16 protein-coding genes, 1 other RNA gene and 1 pseudogene are annotated in these 13,838 nt (G+C 57.4%); 9 read left to right on the forward strand and 9 right to left on the reverse strand.

From position 1 onward, the window contains the following. Nucleotides 1-183: 183 nt before the first annotated feature. Nucleotides 184-462: an HU family DNA-binding protein gene (locus BLO50_RS20325; RefSeq protein ID WP_090256113.1), complete on the reverse strand. Its 279-nt coding sequence runs from the start codon at nucleotides 460-462 to the stop codon at nucleotides 184-186. A 142-nt stretch (nucleotides 463-604) separates the two neighbouring features. On the opposite strand from BLO50_RS20325, the pseudogene BLO50_RS22415 reads away from it, so the two are divergent. The 3 genes and pseudogenes from BLO50_RS22415 to ffs form a co-directional block, all read left to right on the forward strand. Further along, nucleotides 605-1,381 (forward strand): annotated as a pseudogene (locus BLO50_RS22415) (MCP four helix bundle domain-containing protein); the annotation flags it as partial. A 27-nt stretch (nucleotides 1,382-1,408) separates the two neighbouring features. Then, the gene (locus tag BLO50_RS22420) at nucleotides 1,409-2,239 is read left to right on the forward strand and encodes a methyl-accepting chemotaxis protein (RefSeq protein WP_425262278.1); all 831 of its coding nucleotides are present in this window, start codon (nucleotides 1,409-1,411) and stop codon (nucleotides 2,237-2,239) included. 104 nt (nucleotides 2,240-2,343) lie between these two features. Further along, nucleotides 2,344-2,440, forward strand: an RNA gene (ffs, locus tag BLO50_RS20335) — signal recognition particle sRNA small type. A 483-nt stretch (nucleotides 2,441-2,923) separates the two neighbouring features. On the opposite strand, the gene BLO50_RS20340 is transcribed toward ffs, so the two are convergent. Further along, a complete protein-coding gene (locus BLO50_RS20340) occupies nucleotides 2,924-3,211 on the reverse strand; it encodes a DUF3509 domain-containing protein (protein WP_090256115.1) in 288 nt (95 codons plus the stop codon). A 70-nt stretch (nucleotides 3,212-3,281) separates the two neighbouring features. After that, on the reverse strand, nucleotides 3,282-3,503 hold the full coding sequence (locus BLO50_RS20345; RefSeq protein ID WP_090256116.1) for a hypothetical protein: 222 nt from the start codon (nucleotides 3,501-3,503) through the stop codon (nucleotides 3,282-3,284). A gap of 462 nt (nucleotides 3,504-3,965) precedes the next feature. On the opposite strand from BLO50_RS20345, the gene dnaX reads away from it, so the two are divergent. The 4 genes from dnaX to BLO50_RS20365 all read left to right on the forward strand — a co-directional run bounded on the left by dnaX (nucleotide 3,966) and on the right by BLO50_RS20365 (nucleotide 8,402). Next, the gene (gene dnaX, locus BLO50_RS20350) at nucleotides 3,966-6,056 is read left to right on the forward strand and encodes a DNA polymerase III subunit gamma/tau (protein ID WP_090256117.1); all 2,091 of its coding nucleotides are present in this window, start codon (nucleotides 3,966-3,968) and stop codon (nucleotides 6,054-6,056) included. Between the two features lie 18 nt (nucleotides 6,057-6,074). After that, nucleotides 6,075-6,401, forward strand: a complete 327-nt coding sequence (locus BLO50_RS20355; protein ID WP_090256118.1) for a YbaB/EbfC family nucleoid-associated protein — start codon at nucleotides 6,075-6,077, stop codon at nucleotides 6,399-6,401. A gap of 144 nt (nucleotides 6,402-6,545) precedes the next feature. Continuing rightward, nucleotides 6,546-7,145, forward strand: coding sequence for a recombination mediator RecR (recR, locus tag BLO50_RS20360; protein ID WP_090256119.1), 600 nt, complete (start codon nucleotides 6,546-6,548; stop codon nucleotides 7,143-7,145). Between the two features lie 108 nt (nucleotides 7,146-7,253). After that, complete coding sequence (locus BLO50_RS20365; protein ID WP_090256120.1) at nucleotides 7,254-8,402, forward strand: acyl-CoA dehydrogenase family protein; 1,149 nt, start codon at nucleotides 7,254-7,256, stop codon at nucleotides 8,400-8,402. Between the two features lie 75 nt (nucleotides 8,403-8,477). Here BLO50_RS20365 and BLO50_RS20370 read toward each other — a convergent pair whose 3' ends face one another. Both BLO50_RS20370 and BLO50_RS20375 read right to left on the reverse strand, forming a co-directional pair. Further along, nucleotides 8,478-8,690 (reverse strand): cold-shock protein, encoded by a 213-nt coding sequence (locus BLO50_RS20370; RefSeq protein WP_069516724.1) that lies wholly within the window; start codon nucleotides 8,688-8,690, stop codon nucleotides 8,478-8,480. A 343-nt stretch (nucleotides 8,691-9,033) separates the two neighbouring features. Further along, a complete protein-coding gene (locus tag BLO50_RS20375) occupies nucleotides 9,034-9,960 on the reverse strand; it encodes an AraC family transcriptional regulator (protein WP_143003844.1) in 927 nt (308 codons plus the stop codon). Between the two features lie 299 nt (nucleotides 9,961-10,259). On the opposite strand from BLO50_RS20375, the gene BLO50_RS20380 reads away from it, so the two are divergent. Further along, nucleotides 10,260-10,997: an SDR family oxidoreductase gene (locus BLO50_RS20380; protein WP_090256121.1), complete on the forward strand. Its 738-nt coding sequence runs from the start codon at nucleotides 10,260-10,262 to the stop codon at nucleotides 10,995-10,997. A gap of 25 nt (nucleotides 10,998-11,022) precedes the next feature. Beyond that, complete coding sequence (locus tag BLO50_RS20385) at nucleotides 11,023-11,301, forward strand: putative quinol monooxygenase (protein WP_090256122.1); 279 nt, start codon at nucleotides 11,023-11,025, stop codon at nucleotides 11,299-11,301. A 55-nt stretch (nucleotides 11,302-11,356) separates the two neighbouring features. Here BLO50_RS20385 and BLO50_RS20390 read toward each other — a convergent pair whose 3' ends face one another. The 4 genes from BLO50_RS20390 to BLO50_RS20400 all read right to left on the reverse strand — a co-directional run bounded on the left by BLO50_RS20390 (nucleotide 11,357) and on the right by BLO50_RS20400 (nucleotide 13,810). Then, on the reverse strand, nucleotides 11,357-12,373 hold the full coding sequence (locus BLO50_RS20390) for an alpha/beta hydrolase (RefSeq protein WP_090256123.1): 1,017 nt from the start codon (nucleotides 12,371-12,373) through the stop codon (nucleotides 11,357-11,359). A 59-nt stretch (nucleotides 12,374-12,432) separates the two neighbouring features. After that, on the reverse strand, nucleotides 12,433-12,861 hold the full coding sequence (locus BLO50_RS20395; protein WP_090256124.1) for an organic hydroperoxide resistance protein: 429 nt from the start codon (nucleotides 12,859-12,861) through the stop codon (nucleotides 12,433-12,435). A 66-nt stretch (nucleotides 12,862-12,927) separates the two neighbouring features. Then, the gene (locus tag BLO50_RS22185; RefSeq protein ID WP_262372072.1) at nucleotides 12,928-13,053 is read right to left on the reverse strand and encodes a hypothetical protein; all 126 of its coding nucleotides are present in this window, start codon (nucleotides 13,051-13,053) and stop codon (nucleotides 12,928-12,930) included. A gap of 307 nt (nucleotides 13,054-13,360) precedes the next feature. Beyond that, nucleotides 13,361-13,810, reverse strand: coding sequence for a MarR family winged helix-turn-helix transcriptional regulator (locus BLO50_RS20400; RefSeq protein WP_090256125.1), 450 nt, complete (start codon nucleotides 13,808-13,810; stop codon nucleotides 13,361-13,363). Nucleotides 13,811-13,838 lie beyond the last annotated feature (28 nt).

Below are 13,838 nucleotides of genomic sequence, written 5' to 3' on the forward strand. Positions count from 1 at the left end.
GAGAGTAGGTCATCGTCAAGCACCTATACCAAAACCCCCGATCGTGAAAACGGTCGGGGGTTTTACTTTGTGGCGCGAAAACAAACCATGCCCAGGGCAGCCTTTTATAGGCAACTAAACAGGGCGTGGCTATGAGTAATATTTACGAAACTCAAGGTGCGCTCATCGAGCGCACCTGGCCCTTCAATTGATGGCGTCACTCAGCGCTTTTGCCGGTACAAACTTAACGACTTTTTTTGCTGCGATTTGCAAGGTTTGTCCCGTTTGAGGGTTGCGGCCGGTGCGAGCGGGGCGCTCACTCACTTTTAGCTTACCGATACCCGGTAGTGTGATTTCGTCACTGTTCTCCAGTGCGTCGCTAACAATTTCACTTAACTGTTCCAGTGCTGCGCGCACAGTGCTTTTCGGTGTGTCTATGGCCTCGGCAATGTCGCTGATTAGCTGTTCTTTGGTTATAGCCATGGTCTGCTCCTTGGTTGTATGGATAGTGGTTTAGATCGTATCGCGGAACGGCATAGGTCGTTGAAGTGAAACTGGCGCTTTATCCGATCTGGCGTCAGTAGTCTATGCTGATGCTACTTGGCAATTCTCTTGGAGAACCAGCATGCTTCGTGCCTTCGCGAATTTAGGGTTTCGTTGGAAGATTGCGCTACCGATTATGTTGCTGGCGATTTTGTTGGTTTCGATGGGCGCCTTGGGAATGCGAGGCATTACCCAGGTTGCAGATTCAAGCACGAAACTGACTAATCGGTTTTTGCCAGGTATCAGCCTGCTTCTAAATGCTGATCGTGATCTTTATCAAGCCTTTGTTGCTGAGCGCAGCTTACTTGATGAGGGTTCGGGGGCGCATGCTGAGGCTTTGAATGCATCGCACTCAGAAAATCTGCAGCAGGCTTACGAGCGAGTACATAAATTCGCAGATATGCAGCCGGGTCGAGAGGCAATGCAATTGGTTGCAGAGTTTGATAAGGGTTTCGAGCAATGGAAGGCCACGTCTCAAAAGGTAATGCAGTTAGCAACCAGTGACCCCCAAGCTGCCAGCGAGTTGAGTTTTGGCGGCAGTGAAGAACAGTTTGAATCGATGCGTACAGCTATTGATAAGTTGGGTGAAATGGATGATGCAGCGGCTAATGCTGAAGGGCTTGCCGCTATCAAATTGGGTGAGACATTAAGCTGGCAGCAGGGCGTCATTATTGCTATCGGTTTAGGGGTCTGTCTGGTGCTGGTGGTGGGCTTTCCAATTCTGGTCACTGGACCGCTGCACAAACTTTTGAATCGTATCGAGCAGATCGCTGATGGCGATGGTGATCTCCGAGTGCGCCTGGATGTCTTGTCGAGTGATGAGCTCGGTAAGCTGAGTCACGCGTTCAATCGCTTTCTCGATAAATTACAACCGCTAATCAAAGAGGTGGGAAGGGTTACCGGTGAGGTTGAAAGCTCTGCGCAGAATCTTGCTGGATTAGCTGCAGCCAATGATCGGTTGATTAGTAGTGAGCATGCTGCAGTCGATCAGGTCAGCACAGCTGCAACCGAGATGAGCTCAGCAGTGAATGAAGTCGCGCGTAATGCGCAAAATGCAGCTGATGCTGCGCGTGGTGCGGAGGTCCAGTCACGCGAGGGTGCAGAAGTGGTCAGTGCCACGATCAACTCAATTCGCCAGCTCGCGCAAGAGGTGGAAAGTGCGTCGTTGACCATTCAGGCGCTTGAGCAAGAGGCATCAAATATCGGTGCTGTATTGGCTGTTATTCGAGGTATTGCAGAGCAAACCAACTTGTTAGCCCTCAATGCGGCCATAGAAGCTGCACGCGCTGGAGAGCAGGGGCGCGGTTTTGCGGTTGTTGCTGATGAGGTGCGTGCATTAGCGGCGCGTACGCAGGAGTCTACTAAGGACATCCAGGTAATGATCGAGCGCCTTCAAATCGGCGTGCAGAATGCGGTTAAGGCCACACACTCCGGGAGCAGTAAGGCAAGGCAAAGTGTTGAGCAGGCAGCTGGGGTGGATCAGGCGCTGACTGATACCAGTAATTCTGTTCAGCGCATCAATGATATGACTGCACAAATCGCTACTGCCTGTGAAGAGCAGAGCAGTGTTACTGAAGAAATTGCGCGCAACATCAGTGACATTCGAGACCTGTCGAATGAGGCGGCTCAAACCTCTGAGCAGAGTGCAGAAGCCAGTCAGCGACTATCTGAGTTGTCGCATGGTTTGAGTAAGCTGGTTGGTCGGTTTCGTGTCTAAGTCACGTGCATTTTAATGGTCTAAGTGCTTGAAACGGTTGTAACTTCAACTCAAGCCAGTACAATGGCGCGGCTCGCTTCAGTCGAGCTGCGTTATGGTGGCCCTGCCGGTCCCCTCGCAACGATCAGCCGTGAACCCGGTCAGGCCTGGAAGGGAGCAGCCGCAGCGGTGACATCGTGTGCCGAGGTGTGGCTGGTAGGGTTGCCTCCAGTTACTAAACTGGTTGATTCGTAAAGGTTTCTCACTCCAAACCACGCGGTGGTACACGGGGTGATACAACCGATGTCCAGCATCCCTTCTTATCTTCTATTTTCACTCCACTCGGTCTATTACTTCCGAGCTGTGGTACTTGACGTCGTTTGTTCGTTGTTTCATCGCAGGGAAATTCGGCGTTCTCCCCAGGCCCGCTGTAGGCGCGAAGCGTTGATCCGTGGGCGCGAGCTTTTGCTGCAAGTTCAGCGGCTTTTCACCGAAGCATTCCAAGGCATTAAGCCGTCGGTTGGGCGCCTGTGTGGCGAGTGGGAGTCGGGAGGAAGAAGGCTCGCTATCTGGGCTTCCTGGTTGCGTCAGCAGCAATTGGAGTCTTTGGCTGCGGCTCCATTTGCACCGCTTCCTGAAACCACTCAGAGGGCCCCGGTAATGCAGGCGTTGGAGGCCCTACTGAAACTAGGGCACAAAGAGCTTTTAGTGTGTGTGGTAGCTAAGCACGCTGTCCTGTTCCTTTAATGCTTTACGCATGTCTGCAGGAATGCTGCCCGAGCGCATTGCAAGCTCTAGGCGAATATCTTCAAGGCTTTGAGCGAACGCTTGCGTGTCGGTCAGTTGGGCTGCGCTCAGCACACGGCTGTATGCAGTGGCTTCGTTTGCATCCAGCAAAGAGAGCACAACCCCACCGTCTGGGCGGGGAGGGCTGAATATGACGCGCAGCGGGGTAAACAGTTGCTCAACGAGTTCGCGGTTAATCTTGTCCATGACCATGCTCCATCCAGAGGGTGATCACTTCTGACCCCTTAGATGCTCGATGGTTCGTGAATCTTGCTAATCAAGCAGTCAGTGACTGCCGAGCGCGTTCGATGACTTGTTCCAGGTGCGCGCCACTGTACTGGCCGGGATAGAGGCGCTGACTGTGCTTGGCGATGCCTGCATCGTTGACGATGGTAAAGCTGAAGCTACCTTTGCGGGCGGCTAGGATGCGGCAGTCAAAAGGTGCAAATGCACTCGATAGGGTGCGAATAGCATCCTGAATTTGGTGTTGGGTATTCATTTTTGTGTACTTCCTAAAACAACAGGCGCGTCATTGCGCTAAATAAAGCTCCAGGCTGTCGACGTAAGTAGTCGATTGCATGTGTAGATAGGAGCTGGACTGCGCGCACAAGTTCCACAGCGGACACGTTGTGCGGGTCGGTACGTCGGAGGCGGGCTTGAGTCAGCGCTTGCGCGGGACGGCCAGATCAGTCAGCAGGTTGGGATATGGGTTAGAGCTGTGCGGCATTACCCGTGGGTTATGCGCTCTTACCTGGAAACCATCGAGGGGGCCAAAAGGCCTGATTGACTTACAGCGTGGTACGAACGATGCGGATGATACCCGTCTGGCTAATTTTTCGCCAGTTTATTTGCAAGCAATACTGCAGGTTGGCCATTCGTAGGCTGCGCATTGGATGCAATTTGCCCCATGCTCCGTTAGGATTAGCCCCACTTTTTTGCTTTCCTCTCGTGACGGGTTTCGATGAGTTATCAGGTTCTTGCACGCAAGTGGCGTCCGCGCTCGTTCAACGAAATGGTTGGCCAGACGCATGTGCTCAAGGCGCTGATCAATGCGCTCGATAGCCAACGACTGCACCATGCCTATTTGTTCACGGGCACCCGTGGTGTAGGCAAGACCACGATTGCGCGGATTATTGCCAAGTGCCTGAATTGCGAGACCGGCATCAGCTCGACCCCTTGCGGTGTTTGCTCGATTTGCAAAGAGATTGATGAGGGGCGTTTTATTGACTTGATCGAAGTCGATGCTGCCAGCCGTACCAAGGTTGAAGACACTCGCGAGTTGCTCGACAACGTGCAGTATTCGCCGAGCCGTGGACGCTTCAAGGTCTACCTGATCGACGAAGTACACATGCTCTCAACCAGCTCCTTCAATGCGCTGCTGAAGACCCTGGAAGAACCACCGCCCCACGTCAAATTCCTCCTGGCGACCACGGATCCGCAGAAGCTGCCGGTCACGGTGTTGTCGCGCTGCCTGCAGTTCTCACTGAAGAACATGCCGCCGGAGCGGGTGGTCGATCACCTCACCCATGTCTTGGCTGCGGAAAACATCCCGTTCGAAAATGACGCACTCTGGTTGCTCGGCCGTGCGGCCGATGGCTCGATGCGCGATGCCATGAGTCTGACCGACCAGGCGATTGCTTTTGGTGAGGGTAAGGTGCTGGCCGCCGATGTGCGCGCCATGCTTGGCACCCTCGACCATGGCCAGGTCTACGGTGTGCTACACGCCCTGCTGGAGGGCGATGCGCGCGCTTTGATTGAGGCTGTGCGTCATCTGGCTGAGCAGGGGCCTGACTGGAATGGCGTTTTGTCCGAGATGCTCAACGTACTGCACCGAGTGGCCATTGCCCAAGCGCTGCCCGAGGCCGTGGATAACGGTCAGGGGGATCGTGAGCGAGTGCTTGAACTGGCCAGGGTTCTCCCTGGCGAAGATGTGCAGTTTTATTATCAGATGGGCTTGATTGGGCGACGCGATTTACCGTTGTCGCCCGACCCACGTAGCGGCTTTGAGATGGTGCTGTTGCGTATGTTGGCATTCCGCCCGGCGGATACCCACGATACGCCGAGAGTTGCGCTAAAGCCGTTGGGGATTAGCCAGGCCACTGCTGATCCCGCGACCAACCCAGTGGCCGGTGCGGCTATCCCGTCACCGGTGAGCATTCCTGTTGCGGTTCTGCCTGCGCCGCCGACTCCTGTAGTTGAAGTTGCACCTGTAGTGCCGGTAGCAGCGCCTGAAGCGCCTGTGGCAGTCCTGCCGCCCGCACCGGAAGTGGTCAGCGGACCCGCTGCGCAGCCTTCGCTGGCTGAAGCGACAGCTGCCCCTGTAGCATCCGCGCCTGTGGTGGATCTGCCCTGGGAAGAGCAGGTCAATCTGCCTGTTGCTCAAACGGCTGAGCCTGTTACAGAAGTCGCAGAGCCTGTCGTTGCTGCGGCAGAGTCCGTCACGCTAACAGCCGAGCCGCCACAAGCTGCAGAGCCTGAGTCGCAACTGATTGAGCAGCCGGCTCCGTCCGCCGATACGGATGACGATGAGCCGCCGCTGGGCGACTACGACTATGTCGAGATGGATGCAGAGTCGTTTGATTATGATTTTGACGCGGTAGAGCGCGCTGCATCTGCCGAGCCAGAGGTCTTGCCTGCGGCGCAACCGGCGACAGGACTGGCGGCCGACTGGTTGGAGCTGTTCCCGAAGCTCGGCTTGTCCGGGATGACCGCTAGCATCGGCGCTAACTGCACTCTGATAAGCGTCGAGGGCGACAACTGGTTGTTGCACCTGGACCCGGCGCATTCAGCGCTGTTCAACCTAACCCAGCAGCGGCGCCTGAATGATGCGCTCAATCAGTTGCACGGGCGCGAGCTCAAGGTGTTGATCGAGTTATGCAAGCCTGAGCAGGAAACACCTGCGCAGGCTGCGGCGCACAAGCGAGCCAATCGCCAGCGTGAGGCCGAAGCCTCGATCCATCAGGACCCGGTTATTCAACAAATGATTCAGCAGTTCGCTGCGGTTATCCGCGCGGACAGCATTGAACCCCTGGATACTCCCGTTAACCCCTAATTACCGAGGACTTACACCATGATGAAAGGTGGCATGGCCGGCCTGATGAAGCAGGCACAGCAGATGCAGGAAAAAATGCAGAAGATGCAGGAAGAGCTGGCGATCGCCGAAGTAACCGGTCAATCCGGTGCTGGGCTGGTCAGCGTGGTTATGACTGGGCGTCACGACGTCAAACGTGTCAGCCTGGATGACAGCCTGATGCAGGAAGACAAGGAGATCCTCGAAGACCTGATCGCCGCTGCGGTAAATGATGCCGTGCGCAAGGTTGAGCAGAACAGCCAGGACAAGATGTCCGGTATGACTGCCGGCATGCAGTTGCCTCCAGGCTTCAAAATGCCGTTCTAAGCGGTCATCCGCCGGCACTGCATTGCAGCGCTGGGAGCCGGTGTGGGTATCCTCAGCCCACACCGCCTGTACCTTGCTCTGTCAGGGCTCAATAGCCCTATAGGGTTTTGTTGGAAAGAGTTGTAGCCGTCGAGTACTTCCCCAATGAGTTTCAGCCCGCTGATCCGCCACCTGATCGATTCTCTGCGCATTCTTCCTGGCGTTGGGCAGAAGACTGCTCAGCGTATGGCCTTGCAGATGCTTGAGCGTGATCGCTCCGGGGCCTTGCGCCTGGCCCAGGCGCTTACACAAGCGATGGAAGGCGTTGGCCACTGCAAGCAGTGCCGCAGCCTGAGCGAGGAAGAGGTGTGTCAGCTGTGTCTGGACCCGCGGCGCGATGACAGTCTGCTGTGTGTGGTCGAAGGGCCGATGGATGTGTATGCGGTCGAGCACACCGGGTTTCGCGGGCGCTACTTCGTTCTCAAGGGGCATTTGTCGCCGCTCGACGGTCTCGGCCCAGAGGCGATTGGTATTCCCGAGCTACTGGCGCGGATTGCTGCCGGCAGTTTCACCGAGGTGATTCTGGCCACCAATCCGACTGTAGAGGGCGAGGCCACCGCGCATTACATCGCTCAGCTACTGGCGGGGAAAGGCCTGATTGCCTCGCGCATTGCCCATGGCATGCCGCTGGGCGGCGAGCTGGAGTTGGTGGACGGTGGCACCCTGGCGCATTCGATTGCCGGGCGTCGACCTATCCAGTTGTAGGTACCCAGCTGGTAGGCGGCTTGATTGCCCTTGCGCATGGCGTAATCCTCTTCTTGTAAACCAAGCAAGCGCTTGGTAATTTCCCTGAAACCTCAGTGGGAATACCTCATGTCTGCCTTCCAGGAATATTTCGATGAATCCCACCAGTTGGTGCGTGATTCAGTCAGGCGTTTTGTCGAGCGCGAAATTCTGCCGCACATCAATGATTGGGAAGAAGCCGAGGAGTTTCCTCGCGAGCTCTACCTCAAGGCGGGGGCTGCGGGGATTCTCGGTATTGGCTACCCGGAAGCGTTTGGTGGCAGCCATGAGGGTGATGTCTTTGCCAAGGTCGCGGCCAGCGAGGAGTTGATGCGCTCAGGCTCTGGCGGCTTGGTGGCGGGGCTCGGGTCCCTGGATATTGGTTTGCCGCCTGTGGTGAAGTGGGCCAAGCCGGAGCTGCGCGAGCGCATCGTGCCGCAGGTCCTGGCCGGTGAAAAAATCATGGCGCTTGCGGTGACTGAGCCGTCCGGTGGCTCGGATGTGGCTAATCTGAAAACCCGTGCGGTACGGGATGGCGATTTCTACCGCGTTAGCGGCAGTAAAACCTTTATCACCAGCGGCGTGCGCGCGGATTACTACACGGTTGCCGTGCGCACCGGAGGTGATGGTTTTGGTGGTGTCAGCCTGTTGCTGGTGGAGAAGGGCACGCCTGGCTTCACCGTAGGGCGCAAGCTGAAGAAGATGGGCTGGTGGGCATCGGATACGGCGGAGTTGTTCTTCGATGATTGCAGGGTGCCGGTAGGCAATCTGATCGGCGCCGAGAACATGGGCTTTGCCTGCATCATGGCGAATTTCCAGAGCGAGCGGCTATCGCTGGCGATCATGGCCAATATGACGGCGCAGCTGGCACTTGAAGAGTCGATGAGGTGGGCCAAGGAGCGCGAGGCGTTCGGTAAACCTATTGGCAAGTTCCAGGTGCTCAAGCATCGTCTTGCGGAGATGGCGACCCAGCTTGAAGTGTCGCGCGACTTTACCTATCGGCAAGCGGCGAAGATGGCGGCAGGTAAAAGCGTGATCAAGGAGATATCCATGGCCAAGAATTTTGCCACTGATATTGCCGATCGACTTACCTACGATGCGGTGCAGATCATGGGGGGGATGGGGTATATGCGCGAAAGCCTGGTGGAGCGGCTTTACCGTGATAACCGCATTCTGTCGATTGGTGGTGGCTCGCGTGAAATCATGAACGAGATCATCAGCAAGCAGATGGGCTTATAGATAAGGCAGGTTTTACAACCGTCAGATAAAACAAACCCCGCGAGCGCGGGGTTTGTTTTAAAGCAGGACAGGGGCTTAGGCCACCTGTACCTCTTCAGCTTGCATACCTTTCTGACCGCGAGCGGCCACGTAGGTAACAGTCTGGCCTTCTTTCAGGCTTTTGAAACCGTCGCTTTGGATGGCTTTAAAGTGAACGAAGAGGTCATCGCCGCCATTAGTTGGGGTAATGAAGCCGAAGCCTTTCTCATCGTTGAACCATTTGACGGTGCCAGTTTCGCGATTTGCCATGGTGTGTCTCTTAATTCGATACGAAGTGCGGTGCCAGAGTGCTCATAGCACCTATGCGGTTTTGCTGATAACTACAAGTCAGCTCAGCCATAATAGGCCGTTTTCACAGGAAGTGTTGGGTTTAACGTTAATTATTCATATTTTTCTCAGCTCATAAGCTGAAAAGTCCCCATTAGCCTGGGCTACAGGGCGTTTTGGCGTCTGCCTGATGTTGTTGCCGATAATGAATTCTGGCCAGTTCTGCCTGCTTAAGCGCTAACTTGGCCCCAGTAAAACGCCTCGGTGCTCTTGAAAAGCGTCGGGGCGTTTTTTTCGAGCTGCTGTCAGAGATTTTTTAGCCCTGCTATGCCGAGCTGCGTAAGCGGGCCAGATCGCGCAGCGGTGGCGCGCCGAACAAGCGGCTGTATTCGCGGCTGAACTGCGAGGGGCTTTCATAGCCGACGCGGTAACTGGCCGAAGCCGCTTCGAGCCCTTCGCAGAGCATCAGGCGCCGCGCTTCCTGCAGGCGTAGCTGTTTCTGATATTGCAGGGGGCTGAGAGCCGTGACGGCCTTGAAACGGTGGTGCAGGGTTGAGGTGCTGAGGTTGACTTCGCGGGCCAGGTCCTCGATGCGCAGGGGCTGGTCGAAATTCAGGTTCAGCCATTCGATTGCGCGGTTGATGCGCTGGCCCTGGCTGTCGGCAATGGCAATTTCGTGCAGACGATGGCCCTGCGGGCTGTGCAACAGGCGGTAGAAAATTTCACGCAGGGCCAGCGGCGCAAGCATGGCGATATCGCGCGGGGTCTCCAGTAGGCGCAGCAGGCGCAATACCGCGTCGAGCAATTGAGTATCCAGGCGATCCAGATACAGCGCCCGACGTGGCCCAGGATTAGGCACGCCAATGGGGCCGATGTCGGCGATTAGGCTGGTGATCAGCGCCGGATCAATATCCAAACGCAGGCTTAGATAAGGCTGTTCGGGGGTTGCGCCGATCACCTGGCCGGTAACCGGCAGGGTGACGGAGGCCACCAGGTAGTTCAGCGGGTCGTAGGTGTACTGCTCATCACCGAGGCGCACATCTTTACGGCCCTGGGCAATGATGCACAGGCAAGGCCGGTACAGCGTGGGGATGGGTAGGCTGGGCTGCGTTGCGCAGGCCAGGTCGAGGCCGGCAATGGCGCTGCTATGCAGGCCATCCGCCGGGCACTGGCGCTGGATCAGCGCGGCCAGTTCGGCTTGGCGTAGCGCCAGGTTGTCGTCGAGAGCTGAGAGGTTTGTGGGGGATGTCATCGGCTGGCTCCTGCTGCTGGCTTGCAGATTATCCCGGTTTTTCAGGCAAGTCTGCGTTGCGCGGAATGCGTTGCAGGATCAGGCAATAATTCACCAGAAATAGGCAATAAGCCCTGTTCTACAGGCGGTCAGTGCAGCTCTGAACTGATCGTATGTTTCGCAGGGTGATTTTTATGAATTTTGAGTGTTGCAGGTTTAGGCAATAATTCGCCAGAAATCGTCTAACCCTGAGCACGCCATCTGACGGAATCTGTTGCTGTCGCGGCAATCCTTGCCGCTTACCAGCAGAGGATTCGGCCATGTTGAATGTCCAAGACAAAGTCATTCTGATCACCGGCGCCAGCAGCGGTATCGGCGAGGCCTGTGCGCGCTTGCTGGCCGAGAAGGGCGCGCGGCTGTTGCTCGGCGCACGGCGTACCGAGCGCCTGGAACAGTTGGTCAGCGAAATCCGTGAGGCGGGCGGTAATGCGGATTACCGCCGCCTGGACGTAACCAGCCAGGCCGACACCCAGGCATTTGTCGACGCCGCCCTTGCGCAGTACGGCCGCGTTGATGTGTTGATCAACAACGCCGGGATCATGCCGCTGTCGCGCCTGGATGTGCTGAAGGTCGACGAGTGGAACCGCATGATCGACGTGAACATCCGTGGCGTGCTGCACGGCATCGCCGCTGCGTTGCCGGTGATGCAGCGTCAGCGCAGCGGTCAGTTCGTCAATATCGCCTCCATCGGCGCCTACAGCGTGGTGCCGACCGGTGCGGTGTATTGCGCAACCAAGTATGCGGTGCGCGCTATCTCCGAAGGCTTGCGCCAGGAGGTGGGCGGCGATATTCGCGTGACTCTGGTATCGCCGGGCGTGGTCGAGTCGGAGCTGGCCGAGAGCATTTCCGATGAGTCGAGCCGTGAGGCAATGAAGGCGTTCCGCAAGGTCGCCATCGCCCCGGACGCGATTGCCCGCGCCATTGCTTATGCGGTTGAACAGCCAGCGGATATCGATGTCAGCGAGCTGATCGTGCGGCCGACTGCCAGTCCTTATTGAGCCTGTATCTCTGGAGAGCAAGCCGATGTTAAGTCATAGCGCCGTGCTGCATGCCAGGGCGGGACGCACCGAGCAGTTGGGGGTGTGCCTGCATGGCTTGGGTGAATCCATGCAGACCCTTCCCGGGTGCCTGGATGTTGAGGTGCAGCAGCTGCCGGATGATGCGGCGCAGTGGCTGTTGCAAAGCCGCTGGCAATCGATGGCGGCGTTGCAGGCATTCTTCGCCGCGTCGCTTTTGCAGCAGGTGCTCGACCAGGCTTTGCAGCAAGGCCTGCTGCGTAGCCTGCAATGCCAGGCCGCTTGAACAGCAGAACGCCCCGGCACGCTAAGCGTGTCGGGGCGCTTTATTGTAGCGCGGGTTACTTGAGGTTGGCTTTCAGCGCGGCGGCGGCTTGCTGCATGGCGCTTTGCGTGCCGGGTATCTGGCTGATCACGTTGAGCAAACCAAAGTCATGGATCATGCCGTTGTAGCGTACGGAGGTGACGTTGACCCCCGCCGCATCCAGCTTGCGCGCATAGGCTTCACCTTCATCACGCAGTACGTCGAACTCGGCGGTTTGCACCAGGGCTGACGGCAAGCCTTTCAATTGCTCCACCGATGCCTGCAACGGCGCGGCGTAGATCTCGGCGCGCTGTTTCGGATCGGTGGTGTAGCTATCCCAGAACCACTGCATCAGGCTCTTGCTGAGGAAGTGACCGTCGGCGAACTGGTTATAGGAGGCGTTGTTGAAGTTGGCGTCGGTGACCGGCCACATCAGCAGCTGGAATTTGATCGCTGGGGTGCCTTTATCTTTGGCCATCAGGCTGACGACTGCAGCCATATTGCCACCCACACTGTTGCCGGCCACTGCCAGACGCTTGCCGTCGACACCAATCTGCGCGCCGTTCTGCGCCACCCATCGGGTTGCGGCGTAGGCCTGGTTGATCGCGGTCGGGTACTTGGCTTCGGGTGATGGGGTGTAATCGACATACACCGCCGCCGCGCCAGAGCCCACCACCAGGTCATGGATCAGGCGTTCGTGGGTCGGGTAGTCGCCCAGCACCCAGCCGCCACCGTGGAAGAACATAAAGACCGGCAGCGTGCCGTTGGCATCGGCCGGGCGCACGACTTTAAGCTGGATCGACTGGCCATCAATTTCGATGGTCTTGTCGGTTACCTTGATGCCGGATACATCGACCTTGACCCCAGCCTGCGCGCCGACCAATACGGCGCGGGCATCTTTCGGGCTTAGCTGTTCGAGGGGCTTGCCACCGCCAGCGGCGAGGGCATTGAGGAAACCTTGAGTATTGCGCTCCACCCCGGGGCTACCAGCGGCAAACGCGCTGTTGACGGCAAGGGCGAGTACGGCGATCGACAAACCTTGTTTGATGTTCATGTGCGGCCTCCTGGGGCGGGCCGCTGACTGGCAGCGGCCGGGTAGTGGGTAGTTTGGACTTAGTCGAGCAGCGTCAGGGTGACGTCGATATTGCCGCGGGTAGCATTGGAGTAAGGGCAGACGATGTGCGCACGCTCGATCAGGGTCTGCGCTTGCTCACGGTCCATGCCCGGCAGGCTGATGCGCAGTTCGACTTCGATGCCGAAACCGTTGGGAATCGCGCCTATACCTACGACACCTTCAATCGAGGCATCTGCCGGCATCGCCAGCTTGTCGCGGCCAGCGACGAACTTCATCGCGCCGATGAAACAGGCCGAGTAGCCGGCAGCGAACAGCTGCTCGGGGTTAGTGCCCGCACCGCCGGCACCGCCAAGTTCTTTCGGGGTGGTCAGGGCGACGTCGAGTACGCCGTCGGAGGAGATGGCACGGCCGTCACGGCCGCCGGTGGCTTCTGCGTAGGCACGGTAAGCAATGGTTTGAATCGACATGGTGGTAATCCTCTAAAGTCAGTTTGGGTTGGTACGCGTTACAGGTGTTGCGGTATTTGTGGTTGATCAGCCGTCGTGGTTGATCAGCCATTCTGGGTACAGGCCTTTGCCATCCTGTTGCTGCTGGCTGTGGTCCGCCAGTACGGCAGCGGAGAGCGTGATGGCGATGGTGAATGTGATCAGGGTTTGCATAACAGTTCTCCTCAAGCTGCTGGGTTGTTTGGTTGGTCAGTAATTAGTTGGTTAGCACTAAAGTTTTGCGCGCTAATCAGTTCGATGGAGTGAACTCTAGTGAGCATTAATTTAGCGCGCAAGATATATTTTTGAACATTTTGCGATAAGCACTGCTGTGTTCAGGCATAAGCGAGGAGTGGCGGGCGGTTGCGCGATTTTTCGAGAGCTGCGGCAGGACGAAATTGTTGAGTTGAGCGGGGGAGTGACGGGTAAGAGTGGTGCGATGTGGACGACGAGGCGGGCTGCAAGCCTGTCGCCCAGGTGCTTACACGGCTTGTTGCAGGCTGCTGCGCAGGGTGACCAGTTCAGCTTTGAGGGCGCCAAGTTCAGCGGCGGATTGCTGGGTGGCGGTGAGGATGCAGCTGGGGATGCTTTTGGCCTGTTCGCGCAGGGCGCGGCCTTTATCGGTGAGGAACAGCTCGACCACACGCTCGTCAACACTGCTGCGGGTGCGCTTGAGCAGACCTTCGGCTTCCAGGCGCTTGAGCAGCGGGGTGACGGAGCCAGGGTCGGTCAGCAGGCGGCTGCTGATATCGCCCACGGTGATGCCATCGCCTTCCCAGAGCACCATCATCGCCAGGTATTGCGGGTAGGTCAGGCCCAGCTCCTGCAGCAGTGGCTTGTAGACCTTGGTCAGCAGTAACGAGGTCGAATACAGGGCGAAGCACAGCTGGTTGTCGAGCAGCAGTTCGGCGCAAGGGTCTTGCGTAGTCATGGCGTTCTCCAGCGGCACAGGACAGGTG

It is taken from the genome of Pseudomonas peli (assembly GCF_900099645.1).
Lineage (GTDB): Bacteria > Pseudomonadota > Gammaproteobacteria > Pseudomonadales > Pseudomonadaceae > Aquipseudomonas > Aquipseudomonas peli.